This is a genomic window from Azospirillum brasilense, assembly GCF_007827815.1.
In the GTDB taxonomy this organism is placed as follows: domain Bacteria; phylum Pseudomonadota; class Alphaproteobacteria; order Azospirillales; family Azospirillaceae; genus Azospirillum; species Azospirillum brasilense_C.
The window spans coordinates 239359-265706 of the sequence record NZ_VITH01000006.1; the positions used below are offsets into that span (position 1 = coordinate 239359).

23 protein-coding genes are annotated in these 26348 nt (G+C 70.5%); 19 read left to right on the forward strand and 4 right to left on the reverse strand.

The window, feature by feature from the left end; all coding sequences use genetic code 11:
• The first annotated feature begins 86 nt into the window (after nt 1-86).
• The 6 genes from FBZ83_RS14220 (at nt 87) to FBZ83_RS14245 (ending at nt 4457) form a co-directional block, all read left to right on the forward strand.
• Entirely contained in the window at nt 87-545 is a 459-nt protein-coding gene (locus FBZ83_RS14220) for an Rrf2 family transcriptional regulator (RefSeq protein WP_145683892.1), read from the forward strand.
• The gene (locus FBZ83_RS14225) at nt 538-1245 is read left to right on the forward strand and encodes a class I SAM-dependent methyltransferase (protein ID WP_145683894.1); all 708 of its coding nucleotides are present in this window, start codon (nt 538-540) and stop codon (nt 1243-1245) included. The genes FBZ83_RS14220 and FBZ83_RS14225 overlap by 8 nt, the downstream gene beginning before the upstream one ends.
• Before the next feature lie 508 nt (nt 1246-1753).
• Complete coding sequence (locus FBZ83_RS14230) at nt 1754-2122, forward strand: nuclear transport factor 2 family protein (RefSeq protein ID WP_145683897.1); 369 nt, start codon at nt 1754-1756, stop codon at nt 2120-2122.
• Nucleotides 2123-2171: 49 nt separating this feature from the next.
• On the forward strand, nt 2172-3020 hold the full coding sequence (locus FBZ83_RS14235; protein WP_145683899.1) for an alpha/beta fold hydrolase: 849 nt from the start codon (nt 2172-2174) through the stop codon (nt 3018-3020).
• 61 nt (nt 3021-3081) lie between these two features.
• Nucleotides 3082-3927: a helix-turn-helix domain-containing protein gene (locus FBZ83_RS14240; RefSeq protein WP_145683901.1), complete on the forward strand. Its 846-nt coding sequence runs from the start codon at nt 3082-3084 to the stop codon at nt 3925-3927.
• Nucleotides 3928-4028: 101 nt separating this feature from the next.
• Nucleotides 4029-4457, forward strand: a complete 429-nt coding sequence (locus tag FBZ83_RS14245; protein ID WP_186466079.1) for a nuclear transport factor 2 family protein — start codon at nt 4029-4031, stop codon at nt 4455-4457.
• A gap of 63 nt (nt 4458-4520) precedes the next feature.
• Here the strand turns inward: FBZ83_RS14245 and FBZ83_RS14250 are convergent, their stop codons facing one another.
• Both FBZ83_RS14250 and FBZ83_RS14255 read right to left on the reverse strand, forming a co-directional pair.
• Nucleotides 4521-5111, reverse strand: coding sequence for an IMPACT family protein (locus FBZ83_RS14250; protein WP_145683904.1), 591 nt, complete (start codon nt 5109-5111; stop codon nt 4521-4523).
• Between the two features lie 458 nt (nt 5112-5569).
• On the reverse strand, nt 5570-6103 hold the full coding sequence (locus tag FBZ83_RS14255) for an RNA polymerase factor sigma-70 (protein ID WP_145683906.1): 534 nt from the start codon (nt 6101-6103) through the stop codon (nt 5570-5572).
• Nucleotides 6104-6257: 154 nt separating this feature from the next.
• Here FBZ83_RS14255 and FBZ83_RS14260 point away from each other — a divergent pair, with 154 nt between their 5' ends.
• A complete protein-coding gene (locus tag FBZ83_RS14260; RefSeq protein ID WP_145683908.1) occupies nt 6258-8663 on the forward strand; it encodes a TonB-dependent siderophore receptor in 2406 nt (801 codons plus the stop codon).
• A 13-nt stretch (nt 8664-8676) separates the two neighbouring features.
• Here FBZ83_RS14260 and FBZ83_RS14265 read toward each other — a convergent pair whose 3' ends face one another.
• Entirely contained in the window at nt 8677-9672 is a 996-nt protein-coding gene (locus tag FBZ83_RS14265) for a FecR family protein (protein WP_145683910.1), read from the reverse strand.
• Nucleotides 9673-9880: 208 nt separating this feature from the next.
• Between FBZ83_RS14265 and FBZ83_RS14270 the strand changes: the two genes are divergently transcribed.
• From FBZ83_RS14270 to FBZ83_RS14295, 6 genes are all read left to right on the forward strand, one after another.
• Nucleotides 9881-11533, forward strand: coding sequence for a cyclic peptide export ABC transporter (locus tag FBZ83_RS14270; RefSeq protein ID WP_145683912.1), 1653 nt, complete (start codon nt 9881-9883; stop codon nt 11531-11533).
• A 121-nt stretch (nt 11534-11654) separates the two neighbouring features.
• Entirely contained in the window at nt 11655-13904 is a 2250-nt protein-coding gene (locus tag FBZ83_RS14275) for a TonB-dependent siderophore receptor (RefSeq protein WP_145683913.1), read from the forward strand.
• A 10-nt stretch (nt 13905-13914) separates the two neighbouring features.
• A complete protein-coding gene (locus FBZ83_RS14280; protein ID WP_145683915.1) occupies nt 13915-14853 on the forward strand; it encodes an ABC transporter substrate-binding protein in 939 nt (312 codons plus the stop codon).
• A complete protein-coding gene (gene fhuB, locus FBZ83_RS14285) occupies nt 14846-16840 on the forward strand; it encodes a Fe(3+)-hydroxamate ABC transporter permease FhuB (protein ID WP_247888301.1) in 1995 nt (664 codons plus the stop codon). The genes FBZ83_RS14280 and fhuB overlap by 8 nt, the downstream gene beginning before the upstream one ends.
• Nucleotides 16840-17946: a siderophore-interacting protein gene (locus FBZ83_RS14290; protein ID WP_145683917.1), complete on the forward strand. Its 1107-nt coding sequence runs from the start codon at nt 16840-16842 to the stop codon at nt 17944-17946. The genes fhuB and FBZ83_RS14290 overlap by 1 nt, the downstream gene beginning before the upstream one ends.
• Complete coding sequence (locus FBZ83_RS14295) at nt 17943-18731, forward strand: ATP-binding cassette domain-containing protein (protein WP_145683919.1); 789 nt, start codon at nt 17943-17945, stop codon at nt 18729-18731. Before FBZ83_RS14290 ends, FBZ83_RS14295 begins: the two co-directional genes overlap by 4 nt.
• Nucleotides 18732-18747: 16 nt before the next feature.
• On the opposite strand, the gene FBZ83_RS14300 is transcribed toward FBZ83_RS14295, so the two are convergent.
• Entirely contained in the window at nt 18748-19356 is a 609-nt protein-coding gene (locus FBZ83_RS14300; RefSeq protein ID WP_145683921.1) for a TetR/AcrR family transcriptional regulator, read from the reverse strand.
• A 126-nt stretch (nt 19357-19482) separates the two neighbouring features.
• On the opposite strand from FBZ83_RS14300, the gene FBZ83_RS14305 reads away from it, so the two are divergent.
• The 6 genes from FBZ83_RS14305 (at nt 19483) to FBZ83_RS14330 (ending at nt 26222) form a co-directional block, all read left to right on the forward strand.
• The gene (locus FBZ83_RS14305; RefSeq protein WP_145683923.1) at nt 19483-20238 is read left to right on the forward strand and encodes an SDR family oxidoreductase; all 756 of its coding nucleotides are present in this window, start codon (nt 19483-19485) and stop codon (nt 20236-20238) included.
• Between the two features lie 28 nt (nt 20239-20266).
• Nucleotides 20267-21457, forward strand: coding sequence for an acetyl-CoA C-acyltransferase (locus FBZ83_RS14310; RefSeq protein ID WP_211101662.1), 1191 nt, complete (start codon nt 20267-20269; stop codon nt 21455-21457).
• A 28-nt stretch (nt 21458-21485) separates the two neighbouring features.
• Nucleotides 21486-22772, forward strand: a complete 1287-nt coding sequence (locus FBZ83_RS14315; protein WP_145683928.1) for an MFS transporter — start codon at nt 21486-21488, stop codon at nt 22770-22772.
• Nucleotides 22773-23033: 261 nt separating this feature from the next.
• The gene (locus tag FBZ83_RS14320; protein WP_145683930.1) at nt 23034-24032 is read left to right on the forward strand and encodes a LysR family transcriptional regulator; all 999 of its coding nucleotides are present in this window, start codon (nt 23034-23036) and stop codon (nt 24030-24032) included.
• Nucleotides 24033-24168: 136 nt separating this feature from the next.
• Entirely contained in the window at nt 24169-25020 is an 852-nt protein-coding gene (locus FBZ83_RS14325) for an alpha/beta hydrolase (RefSeq protein ID WP_145683932.1), read from the forward strand.
• 20 nt (nt 25021-25040) lie between these two features.
• Nucleotides 25041-26222: an efflux RND transporter periplasmic adaptor subunit gene (locus FBZ83_RS14330; protein ID WP_145683934.1), complete on the forward strand. Its 1182-nt coding sequence runs from the start codon at nt 25041-25043 to the stop codon at nt 26220-26222.
• Nucleotides 26223-26348: the final 126 nt, after the last annotated feature.

Here is a 26348-nt window from a genome sequence, read left to right on the forward strand (position 1 = left end):
CATCGTGTCGTGCAGGACGAGGCGCACGAGGAAGCTCCAGTCAACGCCGCTTGACGCGCTCCTTATCATGTAACATCATGTGATACATGATTCGTGATACTCGTTTATCCGGTGTTCTCCATGTGCTGCTGCACATGGCCGAGCACGAGGGGCCGGTCACGTCCGAGGTGTTGGCGCGGGCGATGCAAACCAACGCCGTTGTCATTCGCCGGACCATGGCAGGGCTGAAGAAGCGGGGCTATGTCCGATCCGAGAAGGGGCATGGCGGCGGCTGGAGTCTGGCGTGCGACCTGAACACCGTGACCCTGGGTGATGTCTACGAGGCACTGGGCCGCCCGCCATTGTTCGCGATCGGCAATCGGAGCGAGGCGCCACAGTGCCTGGTGGAGCAGGCGGTCAACGCTGCATTGGACCAAGCCTTCCACCAAGCGCAGGAGCTTCTCCTCGCCTCCTTCCAGGGTGTGACGCTGGCGGCACTCAGCGCCGACTTCCACCGGCGCCTTGAGCGTCATCCGTCCAAACAGACCGGAACCGACCATGCCTGACGACAGCGCGAATGGCGCGAACCACTTCCTGAAGTCCTTCTCCGATCCGGACGCGGTTGCCCGCTACCCCGAGGGGCCGAAGCGCTTCGTTCCCGGGTTGGACGGGCTGCACCGGATGACCGGCGTGCTCCTGGCGGAAAAAGCGCCGCGCGCTGCGCGTGTGCTTGTGCTGGGGGCCGGCGGCGGCCTCGAACTCAAGGCCCTGGCCGACGCTCATCCCCACTGGCGCTTCGTCGGCGTCGATCCGGCTGCGGAAATGCTGCGGCTTGCGGAGCGCACACTCGGGCCGCACATGGGCAGGGTCGAGCTTGTCGAGGGCTATATCGACGACGCTCCCGAAGGGCCGTTCGATGCGGCGACCTGCCTGCTGACGCTGCACTTCCTGCCGGCGCCGGAACGCGAGAGGACGGTCCGCCAGATCCATCGGCGGCTCGTCCCTGGTGCGCCGTTCGTAGCCGCGCACGGCAGTTTCCCGCAACGGCCGGCCGAACGCGGACTCTGGCTGGATCGCTACGCCGCCTATGCCGTTGCTTCGGGAACTGATCCCGAACAGGCAAGCGCTGCTCGCACCGCCGTGGAGGCGAGTGTGCAGATGTTGAGCCCCGAGGAGGACGAAGCCGTTCTGCGAAAGGGTGGCTTCTCCGATGCCCAACTGTTTTACTCGGCGTTCACATGGCGCGGTTGGGTCGCTCACGCATAATGCGTGTGCCGTAGCGGGGCGCTGAACAATCTGCAAGGTCTTTGATGGGCCGACATCGGGCCGCGAACCGCTTCGACGAGCGGTGGCTGGAGTTGTGTCCGCATGACGGCCCATTTCCCATGATGACTATGTGGAGCAGGTTGGGAGCGCGCCTTTTCGCGACAGCAACAGGGCGGGCGAGCCCGCCCATTTCCGCTGCCGCTGAAGTCCCCATCCGACCGATATCGTTCAAAAGGTTGGATGCGGATCGAGTCCCGCCGTGCCTCGGTCGAATACCTTGGTTTACGCGTCAACCCACAAAAATCCCCATAAGCTGAAAATCCGGCGGATGGACCGGAAGGGGCTGAATGTCCCCTTTCCCATACCGATGGCGTTCCGGCAGCCGCCGATCGCCAACGCGATCAATGGCTTTGCCGTTACCTCTCGCGTAATCGCCGGAGGATCGCGGAACGACGATGCTGCTGTGGAGATCCGGTCGATCCGGACAACCCCACGAAGGAGTTCCGCCATGACGAACGCAGCCCATGTCGCCCAGCGCTACATTGCCGTCTGGAACGAGACCGACCCCGACCGCCGGCTGGCCCTGCTCGTCGAACATTGGAGCGATGATGCGCATTACCTTGACCCATTGGCTCAGGCGAACGGCCACGCCGGCGTCAACGCCCTGATCGGTGCCATGCAGCAGCGTTTCCCGAACTGTCGCTTCATCCTGCAGGGCACGCCCGACGGCCACAACGGCCGCGTGCGCTTCTCCTGGTTTCTCGCTCCGGCGGGGGCAGCGCCCATTGCCGGCGGCACCGACTTCATCCGGTTGGCCGCCGATGGCCGCATCCGCTCGGTAAGCGGCTTTCTGGACCGGGTTCCGGAAGGTGCATAGCACACCGGCCATCCTGTCCCGCAACGTCCCGAACCCAGGAGCACCGGCCATGAGCATGGCTTCGACAATTCCCACCGCACCGGATCAGCCCGGCTTCATCCGCACCGAAGACGGAGTGGCCCTCTTCTACCGGGATTGGGGACTGGGGAAGCCGGTCGTCTTCCTGTCCAGCTGGTCGCTGACCTCCGATTCCTGGTCCTACCAGATGCTGGCGCTGGCCGAGCGCGGCTACCGCTGCATCGCTTACGATCGCCGCGGCCATGGCCGGTCGAGCGACCCGGGAACCGGCTTCGACTTCGACCGGCTGGCCGACGACCTCGCCACCCTGCTCGACACGCTCGACCTGCATGGCGTCACATTGGTCGGCCATTCCATGTCCTGCGGGGAAATCGTCCGCTATCTGAGCCGGCACGGCGACCGCCGCATTTCCCGAACGGTTCTGGTTGGCACGGTGACCCCGGCGCTTTTCCGCACCGATGAGAACCCCGACGGACTCGATCCCGCCGTCTTCGAATCCTTCCGCTCGGATTGCCTGCTGCGGGACTTTCCGAAATGGCTGGAGGACAACATCCGCCCCTTTATGACGGCGGACAGTTCACCCGGCATGATGGCCTGGGTGAAATCGATGGCCTTGCAAGCTTCGTTGAAGGCGCTTCTGGACTGCCATCGCGCAACGACGTCCACAGATTTCCGGCGGGAACTTCAGGACATCACCGTACCGACCTTGCTGATCCACGGCGATTTGGATGTGTCCAGCCCGCTTGGCACCACCGGGATGACCACCGCCGAACTGATGTCGAACGCGACGCTGATCGTCTACGAGGGGGCGCCGCACGGTCTGTTCCTGACGCATATGGACCGCTTCAACCGCGACCTGCTGACCTTTCTGGATGGATGAGCGGCGGCGCTGGTATCATGGAACGCAGAACACCGAAAACGCCGGACGGGAGGCCGGAACGATGCCGCAAACAGCCGCCCGTCACCATCCGTCCCCCAGGACCGTGCCGCGCCAGCCGGTCGGGGAATTGCTGCGCATCTGGCGCAAGCGGCGCGGCTTCAGCCAACTGGACCTTGCCTGCGAGGCCGACGTTTCGACCCGGCATGTCAGCTTCCTGGAAACGGGACGCTCACAGCCCAGCCGGACCATGCTGCTGCATTTGGCTGAACGGATGGACATTCCGCTGCGCGACCGCAACGCGCTGCTCGCCGCAGCGGGCTTCGCACCGGTCTTTTCCGAACACCGGTTGGACGATCCGGAGATGCAGGCCGCCCGTCAGGCCGTCGATCTCGTGCTGACCGGGCATGAGCCTCATCCGGCGCTGGCTGTGGACCGGCATTGGACGCTGGTCGCCGCCAACCGTGCGGTCGCACCGCTGCTCACCGGATCCGCGCCGGACCTTCTCCAGCCTCCGGTGAACGTGCTGCGCCTCAGCCTCCACCCCTCCGGGCTGGCGCCGCGGATCGAAAACCTTGCTCAGTGGCGGACGCACGTCCTGCACCGGCTGATGCGCCAGATTGACGTCAGCGCCGATCCTGTGCTGGCCGCGCTGTTCGGCGAGTTGAAGGGCTACCCGGTGCCCGACGGGCAGCCTTCGCAGAGCCGGAGCGAGCCGCTGTCGTCGCATGATGGCGTGGTGGTTCCTCTGCGGCTCAGGTCGGAAGGCGGGACGCTCAGCTTCTTCAGCACCACGACGGTGTTTGGAACGGCGGTGGACGTCACCTTGTCCGAACTGGCCATCGAGGCTTTCTTCCCGGCCGACCTCGCCACAGCGGAGATCATGCGGCAGGCCCTCGCCCGGTTGTGAGGAGCAGACCCGCCCGACGGAGGCACCGCCTTTGCGCCGGCATGGCGGACGGGACCCGGCCCTATCATGGCGGACCATTCCATGGCGGGCGGAGTTGCGGCATGGCCCGGACCGACACGCAGACCGACATCGAGTTGCTTCGCGACCTGTACGACCGCTACGCCGTGGGCGATGTGGCGCCGCTGTTCGAGCATCTCGCGTCCGACGTCGAGTGGATATCCTGCGGCCGCTCCCCGGCCCTCGCGGCCTTCTCCGGCATCTTCCACGGCCCCGATGGTGTCCAGCGCTATTTCCAGGGGTTGGCCCAGGAATGGACGATCACCAAGCACGAGATGCAGGACATCGCAAGGAACGGGGACCAAGTCGTCACGCGCAACCTCGTCGAGGCCGTCAGCAAGGCCACCGGGAAACCGGTGGCGGTGACGACCGAACACCGCTGGCTGCTGCAGGACGGCCGAATCCGCCGCTTCGAGGAGCGTTGCGACGATGAAGCGGCCCTGGAGGCGGCTTGCCGCCCGTCCGAGCCCTAACGGCCCGGTTGCCCAACGGAGCGCGGTGATGGGACCGGCACTCGCCGGATGGGTTTTCATTCGCTATCCGAGCGACTTCTGGACCTTGGCTTGACCGCGAGAAGCATCCGTGATCATGCCAACGACATCGTCCAGCTGCTCGCAAGGGACATTGATCCGGAGTTGCACGCCTTGGGGCGTGAAGCCGCTGGTCTCGGCAGAGGCTGCTGGGAAGGCGCCAAGCCCCGACCTGATCCTGGCCTCGTCGGCGAAGGCGCAGGTGACGGCCAAGGCTGCAAAGCGGATGATCGGCTGACGCTCAGCGGCATGGAGACACGCCGCTGCGGTGCCGCCATAGGCACGCACCAGCCCGCCCGCACCGAGAAGAACGCCGCCGAACCAGCGGCTGACCACCAGCGCCACCCGATCCAGCTTCTGGCCGTCTATGGCCTGAAGAATCGGGCGTCCCGCCGTTCCCCCCGGTTCGCCGTCATCGCTGGACCGGTAGAGGTCGCCGATCCGGAAGGCCCAGCAGTTGTGGCCCGCATCCCGTTGGCTGCACGCGGCGATAAATCCACGTGCCTCCTCTTCGGTCGTGACCGGCCCCGCCGAGGCCAGAAAGCGGCTCTTCTTGATCTCCTGCTCGAAATGCTCTTTCCGTTTCAGTGTGAACATTACCTTTTGCCACTGTCATTCCTGCATGGGCCAGAGGCCGCCCTGGCCAAGGACTGATGGAATTTATTCATTCCATGAGGGGATTGCGACGTCGGCGCAACGATATCGGCAACGAAACCGGCAATTACGGAGCTGTGCCACTCCATCCATGACAGCCATCAGCAAGTCTGCCGATGAGCGTGGGCTCAGCCGTAGCGCCGCTCCCGCCAATCGACCGCAAATGCGGTGGCGGCGACCGCCTCGACCATCATGCTCGGCGCCTCTCCCATGGTGCCCTTTCATACTGTCGAGCGTAAATTCTGTCACATCAGGATTTATGCTCGCCCTCAAACGGCAGGCGCAGCCGGCCGATGCACGGCTTCCGGCACCCCAACAGCGCCCGCCGCTTCCGCCGGGCCCATGACGAGGTTGCGCAACTTTCTACGGCCGACGTGCTGGCGGGAGACCTGACGGAACCGTCAGGAGGACGGGTCGGCCCGTTTCATCGCCTTGCGGCAATGAACCAGTGCGTCGCGGATCATGACATTGACCAGCGTCGGCGATACGCCGAGGGTCTCCGCGATGTCCTTCTGGCTGTGGCCGTGGATCCGATGCATTTCGAAGGCGTAGCGGGTGCGCTCCGGCAGGTCGGCCAGCGCCGTTTCGAGCGTGTGCAGGAGCTGGCGGTTCACGTTCACGCTTTCCGGCGAGGCCGCGTCCGGCGTGCTCACCGCCTGCCCTTCCTCCTCCGCCGCCATCAGACGCGATTCCAGGCCTTTCCGGCGGTAGTGATCGATCGCCAGATTGCGCACGACCATCATCAGGTAGCCCGCCTTGGCCCGGATGGAACTGGTCGACTCCGTCCCCAGCAGCTTCAGGAAGGCGTCCTGGACCACGTCCTCGGCGTGGTGCCGGCACCCGGTGATCCGCTCGGCCACCCCGATCAGCGACCGCCGATGCGTCGTGAAGACGTCGGTCAGGGTCTGATTCTCGGCGGTTCCTACCGGTCGCATGGGACGATCCTTGTGCAAAGCGACGCCGCGGCGGGGCGGCAAACCCCAAGGCTTGACAAGCCGTCGCAAGCTAATGCAACTGACAGTCATTTGCAAATGAGGAAAAGGCAGAAATTCCTGCGGTGATTTCTATTATTCGTTGCGCGAGTTCTGGATGACCCCGCGCCTCGCAGGCTTTCTGCTCGGCGGGCTGGCGCTCGGCTGGCCGGTGCTCGGCTGTTCCGTGCTCGCCGCGCAGCCCGCGGCCCAGGACAGGCCGCTGGCGATCCCGGCCCTTCCCCTGGGCGAGGCGCTGACCCGCTTCGGCCAGCAGACCGGTTTGCAGATCCTCTACAGCCCGGACCTCGTGTCGGGCCGCCGGTCGCGCGCCCTGGCGGGACGGATGGCCCCGGCGGCGGCCCTCGCCGAACTGCTGAACGGGACCGGCCTGTCCTTCGACCTGCGCGACGGTATGGCGACCATCGGCCGGCCGCAGGAAACCGCCGATGTCCTGCCCCCCTTGACGGTCGAGGGCCGACCGCTGCACAGCGGCCGGACGGCGAGCGTCGCCAGTCCCGACCAAAGCATCGGCCGCACCGAAACCCCCGTCGAAGACCTGCCGCAGGGGCTCTCCATCGTCACGCGCGCCGACCTTGACCGGCGCGACGTCCAGGACATCAACAGCGCGCTGGCCTACAGCGCCGGCGTGCGCCCCATCGACTATCCCGGCGGCCAGGGCGCCATCGACGTCTATGTCCGCGGCTTCCGCCAGACCTCCGAATCCGTCCTGATCGACGGATTGCGCAGCGGCTACAACCCCTATGGGCTGGAGTACGAGCCCTTCGGCGTGGAGCGGGTGGAGGTGCTGAAGGGACCGGCTTCCGCCATCTACGGCGCGATGCCGCCCGGCGGCGCCATCGCCCTGACCAGCAAGCGCCCGACCGATCAACCGCTCCACCGGCTCCAGCTCCAGGGCGGCAGCCATGACCGGCGGCAGGTCACCGCCGATCTGAGCGACCGCATCGACGCCGGGGGATCGCTGCGCTACCGGCTGACCGCGCTGTCACGGCGCAGCGGCACGCAGGTCGACCACACGCCGGACGACCGCCTCTACGTCGCCCCCGCGCTGTCCTGGTCGGCCGGCGAGGGCACCGAGATCACCCTGCTCGCCAGCCTCCTCGACTTCCGCAAGATGGGGGCGGAGCAGAGCTTCCCGGTGTCGGGCACGGTGCTGGACAACCCCTACGGCCGGCTCGATCCCAGCCTGTTCCTGGGCTATCCGGGGGTGAGTTCCTACCGCTCGCGCACCCTCTCGGCCGGCTACGAGGCCCGCCACGCCCTGAGCGGCGACTGGACGCTGCGCCACAGCCTGCGCCACAGCCGCAGCCGCGTCGGCTATCGGTGGAGCTGGTCAGACTCCGGCGCGCTGGAGGCGAACCGCTATTACCGGTTCGGGCTGCAGGACCGGCCCAAGACCAGCTCCACCCTGCTGGCCGACGCCAACCTGCAGGGCGGCGTCACCACCGGGCCGCTGCGCCACAGCCTGCTGGCCGGCGTCGATCACGCCCGCTACCGGGTGCATGAAACGCGGCGGAACGGAACGGTGGCCGACCCGATCGACGTCTTTGCCCCGGTCTATGGCGGCCCCTACGCCTGGGACGCGGCGCTGCTCAACGACCTGACCGACCGCATCCGCCAGACCGGCCTCTATCTCCAGGACGAGATCGCCGCCGGCGGCTGGCGGCTGACGCTCGGCGGGCGGATGGACTGGAGCCGCACGGACGTCCGCGGCCTGCTGTCCGACAGCGTGCCGGTGGAGACGACCCAGTTCGACCGCGCCTTCACCAAGCGCATCGGGCTCGCTTACCGCTTCGACAACGGCCTGGCGCCCTACGCCGGCTATGCGACCTCCTTCCAGCCGACCAGCGGCAGCGACGCGCAAGGCCGTCCCTTCTCGCCGAGCCGCGGGGCGCAGATCGAAACCGGGCTGCGCTACCGGCCCGAGGGCGTCGACGCGCTGTTCACCGCGTCGCTGTTCCGCGCGGTGCAGCGTAACCTCACCACAGCCGATCCGGACCATCCCGGTTATCTGACCCAGACCGGGGAGACGCGGTCGCGCGGCGTCGAGCTGGAGGCGCGGACGGCGGTCGGCGAGACGACCGATCTGACGGCGGCCTACACCCTCACCGACGCGCGGGTCACCCGCGACACCCCCGCCCCCGGCGGCACCGACAAGACCGGGCATCGGGTGGCCTCGGTCCCCCGCCACGCCGCGTCGCTCTGGCTGCGCCAGCGTTTCGAGGACGGACCGGCCGACGGCCTGACCGCCGGCATCGGCGTGCGGTACGTCGGCGCGACGGACAACGCCGCGAACAGCGTGCGCGTCCCCGCCTACACGCTGGTCGATGTCAGCCTGGGCTACGAGCTGGACCGGCTCGGCCCGTCGCTCGACGGGGTCGGGCTGACGCTGACCGCGACCAACCTGTTCGACCGCCGCTATTTCTCGCCGGGCTTCTATGAGGATTCGGTCTTCGTCGGCAACCGCCGGGCGGTGCTGGCGACCCTGTCCTATCGCTGGTGACCAGCTCCCGGCCTCAGCGGGCGGAGAGGAGCAGCACGCCGTCCTTCGCGGCGATCGTCACCGGCAGCACCCGCGGCAGCGATGCCACCACGCGGTCGAGATCGGCGACGTCGTACACGCCACCGATGCGCATCGCCCCGACCCGGCGGTCGGCCAGCCGCAGCGGCTGCGACAGGTAGGGGTTCAGCAGCGGGACCGCCTCGGCCAGGGTGATGTCGTCGAACACCAGCTTGCCCTCGCGCCAGGACAGGACCCGCGCCGGATCGACGCGCGCGACGCTGCCGAACCGGCTGTCGCGGGCGAAGCGGCCCTGCTGGCCCGGCGTCAGCCGCAGGGGCTCTTCACCCGCCGCGGCAGCGGCGGCGCTCACCGTCACCGCGCCCTCGGCCAGCGTCACGGCCAGTTCGCCGTCGTTGGCCCAGACGTTGAACCGCGTCCCGGTCACCCGGACCCGATGGGCGGCGGTGAAGACGGTGAAGGGCCGCGCGGCGTCGCCCGCCACCGCGAAATAGGCCTCGCCATGGTCCATCAGCACGCTGCGGCGGTCGCGGAACTGGGCGTAGAACAGGGTGGTGCGGACGTTCAGGTCCACCGTCGAGCCGTCGGGCAGACCGACCACGCGGTGCCGGTCGCCGCCGAGGAAGACGTCCACCGTGCCGGGCAGCACACCGAACGACCAGCCCACCGGCCAGCCGACGGCCAGGGCCGCCGCGACGCAGGCCGCCAGCGCCCAGCGCCGCTGTTTCGGCGCCCGGACACTGGGAGAGCGCGCCGCCGCAACGGGCCGGGCCGGAGCGGGGGTCGCGGTCACCCGCGGCCGCAGCCCGGCGGATAGGCCCCACAGTTCCCGCATCGCGTCGAATTCCGCCAGATGGCGCGGGTCGTCCCGGCACCAGCGCTCAAAGGCGGCCCGGTCGGCGTCGCTCACCTGCTCCGCTTGCAGGCGCAGGCACCAGTCCGCCGCCTCTTCGGTCACGCGGTCGTCGTCGGAAGGATGGGACGGAGGCATACAGGCGCGCTCGGCTCCGGAAATCGTGTGCCAGCTATAGGGCAGACCGGGACCACACCGCAAGACGGGGCGGATCGCCGCGACCGCTCCGCCGGCGCCGCTTCAGTTTTGCCCCGCTCGTTCGTCCTAGTCGTCAGGGCCGTGCGCGTCCGCCTTCCCGGCGGGGTTGTCGCGCGGCCGCCTGTCGCCCCGTCCCCCAGGAACCCCGATGCCGACGTCCCCCCGTTCCAGCCTGTCCGCGCTGCTCCACCTCCTGCGCCCCTTTTGGCCGCTGCTGACCGCCGCCACCCTGCTGGGGGTGCTGGGCGGGCTCAGCGTGACCGGGCTGCTGGCCGCCATCAACCGCATCCTGCACGCCGGCGACAGCCCCGGCGCCGGGCTCCTGCTCGCCTTCGCCGGGCTGTGCGCCATGGCGCTGGCCGGGTCGGTGCTGTCCGACATCGGCACCAACCGGATCGGGCAGCGGGTCATCGCGCGGCTGCGCAAGGATCTGGGCGACCGCATCCTGACGGCACCGATCAACCAGCTGGAGCGCTACCGCAGCCACCGCCTGATCCCGGTGCTGACCCACGACGTGGACACCATCAGCGACTTCGCCTTCGTCTTCGCGCCGCTGGCGGTGTCGCTCAGCGTCACGCTGGGCAGCCTCGTCTATCTGGCGCTGCTGTCCTGGCCGATGTTCCTGGCGACGGCGGCGGCCATCCTGATCGGCAGCGCCGTGCAGTACATCGCGCGCGGCCGCGGCATCGAGGGCTTCCAGGAGGCCCGCGCCCACGAGGACGAGCTGCAGAAGCACTACCGCTCGCTGGCGGAAGGGGCGAAGGAGCTGCGCATCAACCGGCCGCGCCGGCTGCGCCTGCAGAGCGAGGCGCTGCGCGGGACCATCGACCGCATCTGCGAGGTCCAGATCCGCTCGATCACCCTCTTCGTCGTCGCCAAGGGGTTCGGCTCCACGCTGTTCTTCATCGTCATCGGGGTGGCGCTCGGCGTCGAGGCGCTGTGGCCGAGCACCGACCGCGGGACGCTCAGCGGCTTCATCCTGGTCCTGCTCTACATGAAGGGGCCGCTGGAGCATCTGATCGGCACCCTGCCCATCGTCAGCCGCGCCCAGGTCGCCTTCCGCCGCATCGCAGAGCTGTCGGCGGCCTTCGCCTCGCCGGAGCCGCACCTGCTGATGAAGGACGGTTCTCCGCCGCCCGCCGCCATCGACTCGCTGGAGCTGCGCGCGGCCCGCTACGCCTACCCACCGGCCGGTCCGGGCGAGGACCCCTTCGTGCTCGGCCCCGTGTCGCTGCGCGTCGGGCGCGGCGAGATCCTGTTCATCGTCGGCGAGAACGGCTGCGGCAAGACCACGCTGATCAAGATGCTGCTCGGCCTCTACGCCCCGCAGGACGGAGAGATCCTGCTGAACGGCAAACCGGTGACGCCGGAGACGCGCGACGATTACCGCCAGCTCTTCACCACCATCTTCGCCGACTATTTCCTGTTCGACGACCTGATCCAGGCGGGCGGAACCGTGCCGGAGGAGGCCCAGGCCTATCTGGAGCGGCTGGAGATCGCCCACAAGGTCAGTCTGGTCGACGGGGTGTTCAGCACGACCGACCTGTCCACCGGACAGCGCAAGCGGCTGGCCCTGCTCCAGGCCTGGACGGACGGGCGGCCGGTGCTGGTGTTCGACGAATGGGCCGCCGACCAGGACCCCGCCTTCCGCCGGATCTTCTACACAGAGCTGCTGCCGAGCCTGAAGGCGATGGGCAAGACGATCATCGTCATCTCGCACGACGACCGCTATTTCGACGTGGCCGACCATCTGCTCCGGCTGACCGCGGGGACGGTCGTACAGGAAAAATTCACCCGCTAAAAAATTCACGGGGATGAAAGAATCCCCTTAAGTTCCACCTACCCCCTTCGTCTTAGAGCCAGGAGACGGGTTTCGCAGGACGCGGAACCCGCCGGATCGAGTGTCATTCGGGGGTTTGGAAATGGAGATTGGGGTTGGGGTGGCCGCGGCGGCCGGTCGTCCGGCGATGGGGACGCGCGGGCGTCTGAAAGCTGTCCTGCTGGCGACGACGATGGCGGGAATGACGGCGTTGGCGCATCAGTCAACCGCCCTGGCGCAGCAGCAGCCGGACGCCGGACAGGCTGGCGGCGGATCGGCCGGCAACGCCACGGTTCTCGCCCCGATCACCGTGCAGGGCGTCGTCGGCGGCACCGACGGCTATGTCGCGACGCGCAGCGCCGTCGGCACCAAGGTGGACACGCCGCTCATCGAGATTCCGCAGACCATCTCCGTCGTGACCCGCGAGGAGATGGACCAGCGCGCCGTTCAGGATTTCGGCGGTGCGGTCGCCTACTCGCCCGGCATCGTCGTGGTCGATTATCCGGGCGGCCCCGGCGCCCCGGACTTTTCGATGCGCGGCTTCCGCGACTTCAGCCTGTTCGGCATCTACCGCGACGGCCTGCGGGCCGGCTTCAACAACTACGACACCAATTTCGAGCCCTACGGGCTGGAGCGCGTCGACATCGTGAAGGGCCCCTCGTCGGTCCTGTTCGGCCAGACCGCGCCCGGCGGCGTCGTGAACCTGACCAGCAAGCGGCCAACCGCGACGCCGCTTCACGAAATCCAGCTTCAGACCGGCAATTACAAGCGCCGTCAGGCCGCCTTCGATCTCGGCGGGCCGGTCGATGGCGAGGGCAAGGTGCTCTACCGCCTGACCGGGCTCGGCCGCCTGTCCGACACCCAGGTCGACCACGCGCCGGACGACCGCTTCTACATCGCGCCGGCGGTGACCTTCAAGCCGACCGACAGGACCAAGCTGACCCTGCTCGCCAGCCACCAGTCGCTGAAGATGAGCGGGTCGGAGCAGAGCATCCCGCGCAGCGCGCTCGACCTGATCGGCACCGACCTCTATTTCGGCGTTCCGGGCGTGTCCGACTGGCGGGTGAAGAACACGTCGATCGGCTACGAGGTCGAGCATGAGCTGAGCCCGAACTGGTCGATCCACCAGAACGCCCGCTACATGCATTCGCGGGTGAGCTTCCAGTCCTCCTTCAGCACCGAATGGCCGGTCGAGCTGGTGGACGGGCGCTATTACCCGGTTGGCCTGCAGGACCGTCCGAAGAACACCGACACCTACCTGATCGACAGCAACATCCAGGGCAAGCTGACCACCGGCCCGGTCTCGCACACCATCCTGGCCGGCGTCGATTACGGCTACTACTCCGGCAAGGAGACGCGGCGGAACACGCTGAATTCGCTGGTCGTCGACATCTTCAACCCGACCTATCCGGGGACGGAGTTCCTCTACGCCGACCCCTGGGTGAACGGGAAGAGCAAGCTGTCGCAGATCGGCGCCTACCTCCAGGACCAGCTGCGCTACGACAATTGGATCCTGACGCTCAGCGGCCGTCAGGACTGGGTGGTCGGCAAGGAGGTCGACTATCTTTCCAACGGCTTCCAGACCACGCGCGACCACGACTTCACCGGGCGCGCCGGCCTCGGCTACGTCTTCGACAACGGCATCGCGCCCTACGCCAGCTACGCGACCTCGTTCCAGCCGTCCACCGGCACGCTGGCCCCGGAACGCGGCGGCGGCACCTTCAAGCCGACCACCGGCACGCAGTACGAGGTGGGCGTGAAGTACCAGCCGACCGGCTGGACCAGCTTCATCTCCGCCTCGCTCTACCACATCACCCAGCAGAACGTGTCGACCAACGACCCGCTCTACAGCGGCTACGCGGTGCAGGAAGGCGAGATCCGCAGCCGCGGCGTCGAGCTGGAGGGCAAGATGGCGCTGACGGAGGCGTTCAGCCTGATCGCCTCCTACGCCTTCATCGACGCCGAGATCACCAAGGACAACCCGGCCGTCGGTTCCTCCACCAGCTCGGTCGGGCTGCGGCCGAAGGGGATTCCGCGCCACATGGCCTCGGCCTGGGGCGACTACACCTTCCGGTCCGGTCCGCTCGACGGCCTCGGCCTCGGGGCGGGGGTGCGCTATGTCGGTTCGTCCAAGAACATCGCCAACACCGCGAGCATCCCCGAACACGCGCTGATCGACGCCGCCATCCGCTACGACCTCGGCGCTCTGCGTCCGGAGCTGGCGGGGGCCAGCGCCGCGCTCAACGTCAGCAACCTGACCGACAAAAAGTACTATTCGCCGGGCTTCTACGACAACACCGTGCTGTACGGCAACCGCCGCCAAGTCCTGGCGACGCTGAAGTACAGCTGGTAAGGCCTCCCCGATGCCCGGCATCAACGGCACCGTCGGCCGGCGCCGCGTCCTCCGCGCCGCCGCCCTGCTCCCTGCCGTCCTGCTCCCGGCCGGCCTGATGGCCGGCGGCGCGCGGGCGGCGGAGCGAAGGACGGATGGCGGAGTCTGCGCGCTCGACTGGACGAGCGCGCAGGCCCTGCTGGCGCTGGGCATCGTTCCCCGCGGCTTGCCGGAGCTCGACCGCTACCGCCGGGCGGTGGTCGAGCCGGCGGTGCCGGACGGCGTTCCGGACATCGGCGCGCGGGCGGAGCCGAACCTGGAGCTGCTCGACCGGCTGGCTCCGGCGCGCTTCGTCAGCGACGGCGCGCTGTCGGCGGTGCAGGGCCGGCTGGAACGGATCGCCCCCGTCACCGTCCATCCGCCCTTCGACACCCGGTCCGACGGAGACGGGCAGCCCGGTGGACAACTCGCCTTCGCCGTCGCGTCGCTGCGCGGGCTGGCCGCCGGCCTCGGCGTGCCGGAGGCGGCGGAGCGGGCGGTCGCCCGGCTCGACCGCACTCTCGCGGCGGCGCGCGACCGGCTCTCCGGATGGGAGCCGCGCCCGCTCTACATCCTCAGCGTCCTCGACGGGCGGCGCGTCCTCATCCACGGGCGCAACAGCCTCTATCACGACGTCCTCGACCGGCTGGGGATCGCAAACGCCTGGACCGGCCCCAGCGGCCCCTACGGCCACGCCACGGTGACCATGGACCGGCTGGCCGGACGCCCCGACGCCGGACTGGTCAACATCGGCAGCGAGGGCGGGCGGGCGCTGGAGGCGCTGGCCGCTCTGCCGCTGTTCGCCGGGCTGCCCTTCCTGCGCGAAGGCCGGGTCACCATCCTGCCGCCCATCCTGTTCTACGGCGGCGTCCCGGCGGCGGAGCGCTTCGCCCGCCTTCTCGGCGAAGGGCTGGCGCCGCATCATGGCTGACACCGCGATGGCACCCCCGTCCCGCCGCTTCGGTCCCGCCTGGCCGGTCGTCGGCCTGTTCCTGCTGGCCGGGCTGGTCTCCGCCCTCGTCCTTGAGCGGCAAGTGCCGCCGGAGCTGTGGTGGCGGGCGCTCGTCGCTCCCGACCCGGCGCGGCTCGACCAGCTCGCCGCCCATTACGTCCTGTTCCCGCGCTTCGCGGTCGCCCTGCTGGTCGGGGCGGCGTTGGGGCTCGCCGGGGCCATCCTGCAGCAGGTCCTGCGCAACCCGCTGGCCGAGCCCGCCACGCTGGGCATCTCCGCCGGCGCCCACCTGTCGCTCGCCGTCGCCACGCTGTGGCTGCCCGAGGCGCTGGCGCTGGGGCGGGAATGGGTGGCGCTGGCCGGCGCCGGGCTGTCGGCGGCGGCCCTGCTGGCGCTGTCCTGGCGCAAGGGGCTGTCGCCGGTCACCGTCGTTCTCGCCGGCCTCGTCCTCAGCCTCTACGCCGGGTCGGTCAGCGGCGTGATGGTGCTGTTCAACCACGACCTGCTGATCGGCCTGTTCCTGTGGGGCGCCGGGTTCCTCGACCAGCAGGATTGGAGCATGGCCGCCTTCCTGGCGCCGCGGCTGGCGGTGCTGGCGCTCGCCGCCGCGCTGGTGCTGCGCCCGCTGGTCCTGCTCGGCCTCGGCGAGGGCGGGGCGCGCAGCCTGGGCCTGTCGGTGGCGGGCGCCCGGCTGGCCGGTCTGGTGATCGCGGTGATGCTGGCGGCGCTGAGCGTCGCCGCCGTCGGCGTGGTCAGCTTCGTCGGGCTGGCCGCCCCGACCATCGTCGGCATGGCCGGCGCCCGCCGGCTGGGTCCGCGCCTGCTCTGGGCGACGCTGTGCGGCGCCGCCCTGCTGTGGGCGACCGACGCCCTGGTGCTGCTGGCCCCGGTCACCTACCGCGAGCTGCCGACCGGCGCCGTCACCGCGGTGCTGGGCGTGCCGATGCTGCTGTGGCTGCTGCCCCGGCTGCGCACGGCGGCACCGCCGGTCACGACCGCCGCCGCTCCGCCGCCGCGGGCGTCACGGCCGGCGCTGCTGCTCGCTGGCGGCGCCCTGCTGCTGCCGCTGGCCCTGTGGGCGGCGGTCGCCGCCGGCCGCGGTCCGGACGGCTGGGAGTGGAGTGCCGGCGACGCCCTTGCCGCCGTGGAGCCCTGGCGCCTGCCGCGGGCGCTGGCGGCGCTGGCCGGCGGGGCGATGCTGGCGGTGGCCGGCGCCACGCTGCAACGGATGACCGGCAACCCGCTGGCCGCGCCGGAAATCCTCGGCGTGTCCTCCGGCGCGATCCTCGGCGTGATCGTTCTGATGTTCTCGGCCGAAACCCCCGGCCGCGGCGCCCAGATCCTGGCCGGCGGGGCGGGAGCGGCGGCGGTGCTGGCGGCGATGATGGCGCTCGGCCGCAGGGACGGCTTCTCGCCCGACCGGCTGCTGCTGGCCGGGATCGCCACCAGTTCCATCTCCGGGGTCGTCGTCGCCGTCCTGATGGCCGGGCACGATCCGCGCCTGCAGACGCTCGTCACCTGGCTGTCCGGGTCGACCTACATGGTCGGCCCGACCGACGCGCTGGCGGCGGCGCTGCTGGCCGGGCTCGCCGTCGCCGCCATCCCCTTCGTCGCCCGCTGGCTCGACCTGCTGCCGCTCGGCGGCGGGGTGGCGGCGGCGCTGGGGGTCAGCCCGCCGCTCAGCCGCGCCGTCCTGTTCAGCCTGTCGGCGCTGCTGACCGCGGCGGCGACGCTGATCGTCGGGCCGCTGAGCTTCGTCGGGCTGATGGGGCCGCACCTCGCCCGCATGCTCGGCCTGCAGCGGGCGGCGGCCCATCTTGCCGGCTCCGCCCTGCTCGGCGGGCTGGTCATGCTGGCCGCCGACTGGCTTGGACGCGGCGTGATCTTCCCCTATCAAGTGCCGGCCGGGCTGCTCGCGTCCGTGATCGGCGGCCCCTTCCTCCTCTGGCTTCTGGGACGGCGCTGATGACCCGCTTCCTCTGCGACACCGCGATTCCCCAAGACCTCCTCCCCGACACCCCCGCCGCCGCCGCGGACTGGCTGGTCGCCGCCTCCGAGCCCTACGGCCTGACCTTCACCCGCGACGGCGACCGCCGGACGACGGACGGGCCGTTCGGCCGCCTGACGCTGACCGTGGGCACGGACGCGCTGCGTCTGCGGACGGAATCGGACAACCGCGGCCTCCTGGAGCGGTTCCGCGGCTCGGTCACCGAGCAGTTGCTCGGCCTGCTCGGGGAGGACGCGGCAATCGTCTGGACCGGCGACGTCGAGACCGGGGCGCTGTTCGCCGATTTCCGCGAAATCCGCGTCGCCGCCGTCCGCGACCTGACCCCGCGCCTGCGCCGCATCACCTTCCGCGGCCGGGACCTCGGCCGCTTCGCGACGTCGGACAACCTGCATGTCCGCCTCTATCTGCCGCCGCCGGGGCTGGAGGCGCCGTCCTGGCCGCGCCCCGGCCCCGACGGGCGGCCGGTCCTGCCCGACCCCGAGCGCCGGCCGGCGGTCCGCTACTACACTCTGCGGCGCGTCGATGCCGACGCCGGCGAGCTGGACATCGACGTCGTCCTTCACGGCGATGACGACCATTCCGGCGAGGCCCCCGGCGCCGACTTCGCCCGGCGGGCGCGGCCCGGCGACCTCTGCGGCATGTCCGGCCCCTACGGGCTCGGCGTTTCACCGGCCTCCTGGTACCTGCTGGCCGGCGACGAGACGGCCCTTCCCGCCATCGCCCGCATTTTGGAGGAGTTGCCCGACGACGCCGGCGGCACCGCCCTGATCGAGGTGGAGGACGCGGCGGACGAGCTGCCGCTCCGGGCCCCCGCGGGAATCGCCGTGCGCTGGCTGCACCGCCGCAGCGCCGGGACGGCCAGCCCGCTGGTCGAGGCGGTGCGCGCCCTGACCCTCCCGGCGGACCGCGCCGGCCTCTTCGCCTGGGTCGCCTGCGAGTTCGACGACCTCGCCCGGCTGCGCGAGCATCTGCGTGGCTGCGGCATCGACCGCGACCGCATGCTCGCCGTCGCCTACTGGCGGCGCACCCCGCCGGGGGCGTCTGCCAAAGGAATTTCCGCATGACGCCCGCCATGGAGCCGATGTTCCGCCTCGACGGGGTGCGCTTCGCCTTGCCGGGGCGCCTGCTGCTCGACCTGCCGTCCTGCGACCTGTTCCCCCACCGGGTGACCGCGCTGATCGGCCACAACGGCTCCGGCAAATCGACCCTGCTGAAGATCCTCGCCCGCCAGCAGCCGCCGAGCGGCGGGCGGGTGCTGTTCGACGGCCGGCCCCTGGACCGCTGGAAACAGCGCGCCCTCGCCCGCCGCATCGGCTACCTGCCGCAGCACATGCCCGCGGCATCCGGGCTTCTGGTGCGCGAGCTGGTGGCGCTCGGCCGCTACCCCTGGCACGGCGCGCTCGGCGCCTTCCGCGCGGAGGACGCCCGCAAGGTGGAGGAAGCGCTGGCGCTGACCGACACCGCGCCCTTCGCCGACCGGCTGGTCGACAGCCTGTCGGGCGGGGAGCGGCAGCGGGTGTGGCTGGCCATGCTGATCGCGCAGGACGCCGGCTGCCTGCTGCTCGACGAGCCAATCTCGGCGCTCGACGTCGCCCATCAGGTGGAGGTGCTGGCCCTGGTCCGCCGCCTGTCGCGCGAACGCGGCATCGGGGTGGTCGCGGTGCTGCACGACGTGAACATGGCGGCGCGCTTCTGCGACGACATCGTCGCCCTGCAGGGCGGGCGGCTGATCGACCGCGGACCTCCGGCCGAGATCATGACGCCGGCCCGCCTGGACGCCATCTACGGGGTGCCGATGGCGGTGATCCCCCACCCGGACAGCGGCGAGCCGGTCGCGCTGGTGCGCTGAGCACCGGCGGGCACCCTCACGCCCCGCCGTCTCCCACGCCGTTTCCCAGGATGCCGAGCTGACGGCGCAGCGCCGCCAGGATCTCCGCCGACCGGTCCGGATCGGTCAGTGCGGTGGCGCGGGCCAGCGCCATGCCGCCGACCAGGGCCGACACGATGGCGATGGCGCGGTCGCGGCGCTCGGCGGCGCCCTCCCCGTCCCGCTCCGGCAGGCGCTCTTCCACTGCCGCGAAGAAGCCCTCGACGCCGGTTCCGAAGCGCTCCTGCACCGCCGGGTCCTGCCGCGCCACCTCCCCGGCGAAGGCGGCCATCGGGCAGCCGGCGTCCGGCCGGTCGCGGTGCCGCTCGCTCAGATAGCGCGTCAGGAAGGCGTCGAGCGGCCCCTCCGGCGACGCCTCGTCGGCGGGCAGCCGGCCGAGGCTCTCCGCGAAGGCGGCCTCGCACGCCTCGGCGGCCAGCGCGTCCTTCGAGGCGAAATGGCCGTAGAAGCCGCCGTGGGTCAGCCCGGCGGCCTTGGTGATCTCCGCCACCCCAACCTTGTCGAACCCGCGCTCGCGGAACAGGCGTCCCGCCGCCTTGACGATGGCGGCGCGGTTCTCCGCCGCCTTTTCCTTGGAAACCTTCACGTCGTCACCCTGTGCATGGCTGCCACGCCCTCATCGTGGGAGGTCGCGGCGATATTCATGATGGACGTCATGAATAAGTCCATTCATGATGACCATCATCATAACTCAGCGGGCATGGAGAGGACAATGACGGATATGAGCGGCGGCGTGGCCCTGGTCACCGGCGGCACCTCGGGCATCGGGCGGGCGACCGCGCTGGCCTTCGCCAAGGCGGGCGCCACGGCCGTCGTCACCGGGCGGCGCGAGGCGGAGGGGCTGGAGACGGTGGACCTCGTCCGGCAGGCCGGCGGGCGCGCCGTCTTCGTCCAGGCCGACGTCGCCGACGCCGAGGAGGTCGCTGCCCTGTTCGCCCGGATCGAGCGGGACCACGGCCGGCTCGACTACGCCTTCAACAACGCCGGCATCCATTTCGGCCGCTCGGTGGCCGACACCACGGAGGCCGACTTCGACCGCATGGTCGCCGTCAACATCAAGGGCGTCTGGCTGTGCCTGAAGCACGAGCTGCCGATCATGCTGCGGCAGGGCAAGGGCGCCATCGTGTCCACCGGCTCGGTGCTGGGCCAGATCGGTCTGGCCGGCAACAGCGTCTATTCCGCCAGCAAGGCGGCGGTCGAGGGCATGACCCGCAGCGTCGCCATCGAGGTCGCCAAGTCCGGCGTGCGCGTCAACGCCGTCTGCCCGGCGATCATCCAGACGCCGATGAGCGCCGGCTCCTTCGGCGGCGAGGAGGCGGTCAACGCGGCGCTCGGCCCGCTGCACCCGGTCGGTCGCGTCGGCCAGCCGCGCGAGGTCGCCGACACCGTGGTCTGGCTGTGCTCCGACGCCGCGTCCTTCATCACCGGCCAGTCGATCAACATCGACGGCGGCCTGACGGTGCAGTGATCCCCACCCCATTCAGGAGTTCGCGATCATGGAAACCCTCGACCCCGTCGTCATCGTGTCCGCCGCGCGCACGCCGCTCGGCCGTTTCCAGGGGGAGCTGTCGGCCCTGCCCGCCCACGCGCTGGGCGCCCACGCCGTTCGTGCGGCGCTGAGCCGCGCCGGGTTGGCGCCGGAGCGTGTGGACGAGGTCCTGCTCGGCTGCGTGCTCCCCGCCGGCCAGGGGCAGGCGCCGGCCCGGCAGGCGGCGCGCGGCGCCGGTCTGCCCGACGCCACCGGCGCCACCACCGTCAACAAGGTTTGCGGCTCCGGCATGAAGGCGACGATGCTCGCCCACGACCTGCTCCGCGCCGGCTCCGCCGACCTCGTGGTCGCCGGCGGCATGGAGTCGATGTCCAACGCGCCCTACCTGCTGGCCAAGGCCCGCGGCGGCTACCGCATCGGGCACGACCGCATCCTCGACCACCTGATGCTCGACGGGCTGGAGGACGCCTATGAGGGCGGGCGCCCGATGGGCGATTTCGGCGAGGCGACCGCCGACCTCTACGGTTTCACCCGCGCTGAGCAGGACGCCTACGCCGTCGAGACGCTGACCCGCGCCCGCGCCGCCATCGCGAGCGGCGCCTTCGCCGCCGAGATCGCGCCCGTCACCCTGGCCGTCAAGGGCGGGGAGCGGACTGTCGCCGACGACGAGAACCCGCTGAAGGTCGCGCCGGAGAAGATCCCCGGCCTGAAGCCGGCCTTCCGCCGCGACGGCACGATCACCGCCGCTAGCTCCTCGGCCAACGCCGACGGGGCGGCGGCGCTACTGCTCACCCGCCGCTCGTTGGCCGAGCGCGAGGGGCTGCCCGTGCTGGCGACCCTCCTCGGCCACGCCACCCACAGCCAGGACCCGGCCTGGTTCACCACCGCACCCATCCCGGCGATCCGCAAGCTGCTCGACCGCGTCGGCTGGGGTGTCGACGACGTCGACCTGTTCGAGATCAACGAGGCCTTCGCGGTCGTCGCCATGGCGGCGCAACGCGACCTCGGCATTCCGCGCGACGTGTTGAACGTCAACGGCGGGGCCTGCGCGCTCGGCCATCCCATCGGCGCCACCGGCGCGCGGCTGATCGTGACGCTGCTGCACGCGCTGGCCGCGCGGGGGCTGCGCCGCGGCGTCGCCTCCCTGTGCATCGGCGGCGGCGAGGCCACCGCCATCGCGGTCGAACGGCCCGCCTGACCCTTTCCGCCAGACCGGAACCCCATCCATGCTGTCCTCCCCCGTCGCCGCCGCGCTGGCGCGGCGCAACGTCCATTACGGCTGGGCCGTCGTCGGCGTCACCTTCCTGACCATGCTGGTGTCCGCCGGTGCGGTCGGCGCCCCCGGCGTCCTCCTGCTGCCCCTGCAGCGCGAGTTCGGCTGGTCCACCGCCGACATCTCCATAGCACTCGCCATCCGCCTGCTGCTGTTCGGCCTGATGGGGCCGTTCGCCGCCGCGCTCATCAACCGCTACGGCGTCAAGCGGATGGTGCTGTCCTCGCTGACGCTGGTCAGCGGCGGGCTTCTGCTGTCGCTCGCCATGCGCGAGGTCTGGCAGCTGATCCTGCTCTGGGGCTTCGTCGTCGGCTTCGGCACCGGCCTGACCGCCATGGTGCTGGGCGCCACCGTGGCGACGCGCTGGTTCAGCCGGCGGCGCGGGCTGGTCGTCGGGCTTCTGACCGCCAGCTCGGCCACCGGGCAGCTCGTCTTCATGCCGCTGCTGTCGATGCTGACCGAGCAGATGGGCTGGCGCGTCGCGCTGGCGCTGCTGTGCGGGCTGCTGTGGGTGGCGGCGCTGGCCGTGCTCGCCCTGATGCGCGACCGTCCGTCCGACCTCGGGCTGGCCGCCTATGGCGAGGAGGGTGCGGCGACCGCCCCGCCGCCGCCCGCCGGTTCGGTGGTGGCCGCCGCCTTGGGCGCCCTGCGCGACGCGTCGAAGACGCGGGTCTTCTGGGTGCTGTTCGCCACCTTCTTCGTCTGCGGGGCGAGCACCAACGGGCTGATCCAGACCCACCTGATCCCGCTCTGCGTCGATTTCGGCGTGCCGGAGGTGCGGGCCGCCGGCTTGCTGGCGCTGATGGGCGTCTTCGACTTCGTCGGCACGGTCGCCTCGGGCTGGCTGTCCGACCGCTACGACAACCGCTGGCTCCTGTTCTGGTATTACGGGCTGCGCGGGGTGTCGCTGCTGTTCCTGCCCTATTCCGACTTCACCCTCTACGGCCTGTCGCTGTTCGCGGTGTTCTACGGGCTGGACTGGATCGCCACCGTACCGCCGACCGTCCGGCTGACGGCGGAACGCTTCGGGCGGGAGCGCGCCAACCTCGTCTTCGGCTGGATCTTCGCCGGGCACCAGATCGGTGCGGCCTGCGCCGCCTTCGGGGCCGGCTACGCCCGCAGCACGCTGGACAGCTACCTGCCGGCCTTCTTCATCGCCGGGCTGCTCTGCCTGGGGGCCGCGCTGCTGGTCCCGACGCTGGGCCGCGCCCCGGCCGCCAAGCCGGTGCCGGCGACCTGAGAGTGCCCCATCCAACGGAACTGCATTGGCGCGGTTAGCCCTCTCCCCTCTGGGGAGAGGGTGGCCCGAAGGGCCAGTGAGGGGGATGCGCGTGGCGGGACGTCCGGCAAAAGCGCAACCCCCTCACCCTAACCCTCTCCCCAGAGGGGAGAGGGGACAATTAAAGCCCCATCGACTTCGCGCCGGGCTGTGCTTAGATAGGCGCAACCCGGCCCGCTCCGTTTGTGTGCTGGCCGCCCCCACTGCGTCGATGGACCGACCATGGACAAACTGCACGCGATGCGCGTCTTCGTCCGCGTCGTCGAGGTCAACAGCTTCACCAAGGCCGCCGACACGCTGGGCCTGCCGCGCGCCTCGGTGACGACGACCATCCAGAACCTGGAGGCGGCGCTCGGCGTGCGCCTGCTCCAGCGGACAACCCGCAAGCTGAGCCTGACGCTCGACGGCGCCGCCTATCTGGAAGGCGCCACCCGCATCCTCTCCGACCTGGAGGAGATCGAGACCTCCTTCACCAGCGCCCGCAAGACGCCGCGCGGGCGGTTGCGGGTGGACATGCCGGGCTCGGTCGGGCGGCTCATCATCATCCCGACCATCCACGAGTTCCACGCCCGCTACCCCGACATCGAGATCATGATCGGGATGAGCGACCGCCCCATCGACCTGATCCAGGAGGGGGTGGACTGCGTGCTGCGCGTCGGCGACCTGGTGGATTCCAGCCTGATCGCCCGCCGGGTCGGCGCCTTCCGCCCGGTGACCGTCGCCAGCCCGGCCTATCTCGCCCGCCACGGCACGCCCAGGACCATCGAGGAGCTGGAGGGCCACAGCGCCGTCAACTACTTCACGCGCACCGGCAAGATGCACGAGATGAGCTTCGAGCGCGACGGCGTCGTCCACGAGGTGAAGCTGAACGGCCCCGTCTCGGTCAACGACGCCGACGCCTACGTCACCTGCGCGCTGGAGGGGCTGGGCATCGGGCAGACCGCCCGCTTCATGGCGCTGCCCCACCTGCGCAGCGGCGCCCTGGTGGAGATCCTCAAGGAGTGGCGCCCGGCCCTGATGCCCATCTCCGCGCTCTACCCGCACAACCGCCACCTGTCGCCCAAGGTCCGCGCCTTCGTCGACTGGGTCGCCGAGCTGTTCGAGGGCTGCCCGCTGATGCAGGGCGAGGAGATCGACGGTTACGAGTGTCCGGAGCGGGAGAAGCCCAAGCCCGCTCCCGCCACCGCGGAACCGGAGGGCGCCCGTCTCTGCGTGGTGTGAGCCGGGCCTCCTGTGGATCGGATTGTTCATGCGATCCGAATTGTGTTGCCGTTGACCGCGTATTTATTCCGACCGGTCAAACGCCCACACTCCCTCCTGTTGCAATGCGGGAGGGGTGCCGGGGCACCGTCGGATCATGGGCCGCTCGTCGGATCAGTCGAACACACGCAGTACCGGGACGGAGCCGTGCCGGCTTTCGGTCGATGACCGGACCATCGCCGGCCACGCCCAGGACATCCGGCTGCGGCTCTACCGGCCGCTGATCGGGCTGACCGTCCCGGCCCTGCTGTACCTGCACGGCGGCGGCTTCACCTCCGGTTCGCTGGAGGAGGCCGAGACCGCCGCCGCCGCCATCGCGGAGAGCGTGCCGGCGCTGGTCGTCTCGGTCGGCTATTCGCTGGCCCCGGCCCACTGCTTCCCCACCGCCGCCCACGACGCCCACCAAGCCGCCCTGTGGACCCTGGCCGAAGCCCGCGACCTGAACATCGCCAAGGACGGGCTGGGCGTCGCCGGGCACGACGCCGGCGGCCATGTCGCCGCCTCGCTGACCTTCCTGGCGCGCGACCAGGGCGCGGTGGACATCCGCGCCCAGGCGCTGCTCGGCCCCATGCTGGACCCCAGCCTGACCCGCGCCGGCGACGCCCAGGCCATGCAGTGCGACGTTCCGGCGACCGCCTACGCCCGCTGCTACCGCGCCTATCTGCCCGACGCCGCGCAGCGCGTGCACCCCTACGCCGCACCGCTGGATTCCCGCCGGCTGGCCGGGCTGCCGCCGACGCTGATCGTCACCGCGCAGAAGGACGTCCTGCGCATCGAGGCGGAGCAGTACGCCGCCAACCTGATCGGAGCCGGCGTGCCCACCGAGGTCACCCGCTTCCCCGCCATTTCGCACGCCGCCCTGCCCGGCCATCGCCCGGCGCTGCTGGCGGTCGCCGACTTTTTCCGCCGCCGCCTGTCCTCCGCGGACGGCCGCGGCGTCCCCGTCTGACTCCCCAGGAGAGTGGTCCCATGTCGTTGTCTCCTTCGAAGCTCGCCCTCCTTCTCGCCGTCGGCGCCGCGACCGCCGGTGTCGCCGGCGTCGTCTCCACCCAGGGCCGCGCCGACGCCCCCGCGGCGTCTGCCGCCGCCCCGCCGCCACCCGAGGTGGACGTGGCGCCGGTTGTCGCCCGCAAGATCACCGACTGGCAGTCCTACTCGGGCCGCCTGGAGGCGGTCGACCGGGTGGAGGTGCGCCCGCAGGTGTCCGGCGCCATCACCGCCGTGCATTTCCGCAACGGCGCGCTGGTGAAGAAGGGCGATCCCCTCTTCACCATCGACCCGCGCCCCCACGTCGCCGAGGTCGCGCGCGCCGAGGCCCAGGTCGCCGCCGCGCAGGCCGCGGTGCGCTTCACCACCGCCGACCTCGACCGCGCCCAGCGGCTCGTGCAGAACAACACCGTCTCGCGCCAGACGCTGGACGAGAAGGAGAACGCCGCCCGCGAGGCCGGCGCCAACCTGAAGGCGGCGCAGGCGGCCCTCGACCTCGCCCGCATCGACCTGGAGCACACCCAGGTGACCGCGCCGATCTCCGGCCGCGTCTCGCGCGCCGAGGCGACGGTCGGCAACGTCGTGGCGTCCGGCGCCTCCGCCGCCCCGCTGACGACGCTGGTCTCGGTCTCGCCGATCTACGCCTCCTTCGACGTCGACGAGCAGACCTACCTGCGCCACATCGCCAGCGTGAAGGACGCCGCCGACGTGCCGGTCCAGCTCGGCCTCGCCAACGAGAGCGGCTATTCGCGCGGCGGCACGGTGGAGCATGTGGACAACCGGCTCGATTCCGTGTCCGGCACCATCCGCGTGCGCGCCAAGTTCGACAATCCGGACGGCATGCTGGTCCCCGGCCTCTACGCCCGCGTCAAGGTCGGCGGCAGCACCCCGCACGACGCGCTGATGGTCGAGGACCGCGCCATCAACACCGACCAGGACAAGAAATTCGTCCTGGTGGTCGGCGGCGACGACACCGTGCAGTACCGCGAGATCATTCCCGGCGCCGCGCAGAACGGGCTGCGGGTGGTCAAGAGCGGCCTTGCCGCCGGGGAGCGCATCGTCGTCAACGGCGTCCAGCACGCCCGCCCCGGCGCCCGCATCAGCCCGAAGACCGTGGCGATGGGCAAGCCGGCGGACGCCATCGAGACCGCCGCGAACCAGTAACAGCCCCGCCCCCTCCCCGATCCTTCCCCGCGTCGCGGGAGAAGCCGTCCACGGCCAACCGTCCTCCGCACCGCGGGGGACGGAGGGGGCCTTGCATCCAAACTTCACGCCAAACTCCATGCCGCC

What these genes read in the sequence shown, in the direction of transcription:
- FBZ83_RS14310 (WP_211101662.1), top strand. Translation starts at nt 20,267, where the DNA reads ATGGAAACCCTCGACCCCGTCGTCATCGTGTCCGCCGCGCGCACGCCG.
- FBZ83_RS14235 (WP_145683899.1), top strand. Translation starts at nt 2,172, where the DNA reads ATGAGCATGGCTTCGACAATTCCCACCGCACCGGATCAGCCCGGCTTC.
- FBZ83_RS14250 (WP_145683904.1), bottom strand. Translation starts at nt 5,111, where the DNA reads ATGTTCACACTGAAACGGAAAGAGCATTTCGAGCAGGAGATCAAGAAG.
- FBZ83_RS14315 (WP_145683928.1), top strand. Translation starts at nt 21,486, where the DNA reads ATGCTGTCCTCCCCCGTCGCCGCCGCGCTGGCGCGGCGCAACGTCCAT.
- FBZ83_RS14220 (WP_145683892.1), top strand. Translation starts at nt 87, where the DNA reads ATGATTCGTGATACTCGTTTATCCGGTGTTCTCCATGTGCTGCTGCAC.
- FBZ83_RS14225 (WP_145683894.1), top strand. Translation starts at nt 538, where the DNA reads ATGCCTGACGACAGCGCGAATGGCGCGAACCACTTCCTGAAGTCCTTC.
- fhuB (WP_247888301.1), top strand. Translation starts at nt 14,846, where the DNA reads ATGGCTGACACCGCGATGGCACCCCCGTCCCGCCGCTTCGGTCCCGCC.
- FBZ83_RS14320 (WP_145683930.1), top strand. Translation starts at nt 23,034, where the DNA reads ATGGACAAACTGCACGCGATGCGCGTCTTCGTCCGCGTCGTCGAGGTC.
- FBZ83_RS14255 (WP_145683906.1), bottom strand. Translation starts at nt 6,103, where the DNA reads ATGCGACCGGTAGGAACCGCCGAGAATCAGACCCTGACCGACGTCTTC.
- FBZ83_RS14290 (WP_145683917.1), top strand. Translation starts at nt 16,840, where the DNA reads ATGACCCGCTTCCTCTGCGACACCGCGATTCCCCAAGACCTCCTCCCC.
- FBZ83_RS14245 (WP_186466079.1), top strand. Translation starts at nt 4,029, where the DNA reads ATGGCCCGGACCGACACGCAGACCGACATCGAGTTGCTTCGCGACCTG.
- FBZ83_RS14260 (WP_145683908.1), top strand. Translation starts at nt 6,258, where the DNA reads ATGACCCCGCGCCTCGCAGGCTTTCTGCTCGGCGGGCTGGCGCTCGGC.
- FBZ83_RS14240 (WP_145683901.1), top strand. Translation starts at nt 3,082, where the DNA reads ATGCCGCAAACAGCCGCCCGTCACCATCCGTCCCCCAGGACCGTGCCG.
- FBZ83_RS14330 (WP_145683934.1), top strand. Translation starts at nt 25,041, where the DNA reads ATGTCGTTGTCTCCTTCGAAGCTCGCCCTCCTTCTCGCCGTCGGCGCC.
- FBZ83_RS14305 (WP_145683923.1), top strand. Translation starts at nt 19,483, where the DNA reads ATGACGGATATGAGCGGCGGCGTGGCCCTGGTCACCGGCGGCACCTCG.
- FBZ83_RS14270 (WP_145683912.1), top strand. Translation starts at nt 9,881, where the DNA reads ATGCCGACGTCCCCCCGTTCCAGCCTGTCCGCGCTGCTCCACCTCCTG.
- FBZ83_RS14325 (WP_145683932.1), top strand. Translation starts at nt 24,169, where the DNA reads ATGGGCCGCTCGTCGGATCAGTCGAACACACGCAGTACCGGGACGGAG.
- FBZ83_RS14230 (WP_145683897.1), top strand. Translation starts at nt 1,754, where the DNA reads ATGACGAACGCAGCCCATGTCGCCCAGCGCTACATTGCCGTCTGGAAC.
- FBZ83_RS14295 (WP_145683919.1), top strand. Translation starts at nt 17,943, where the DNA reads ATGACGCCCGCCATGGAGCCGATGTTCCGCCTCGACGGGGTGCGCTTC.
- FBZ83_RS14280 (WP_145683915.1), top strand. Translation starts at nt 13,915, where the DNA reads ATGCCCGGCATCAACGGCACCGTCGGCCGGCGCCGCGTCCTCCGCGCC.
- FBZ83_RS14265 (WP_145683910.1), bottom strand. Translation starts at nt 9,672, where the DNA reads ATGCCTCCGTCCCATCCTTCCGACGACGACCGCGTGACCGAAGAGGCG.
- FBZ83_RS14275 (WP_145683913.1), top strand. Translation starts at nt 11,655, where the DNA reads ATGGAGATTGGGGTTGGGGTGGCCGCGGCGGCCGGTCGTCCGGCGATG.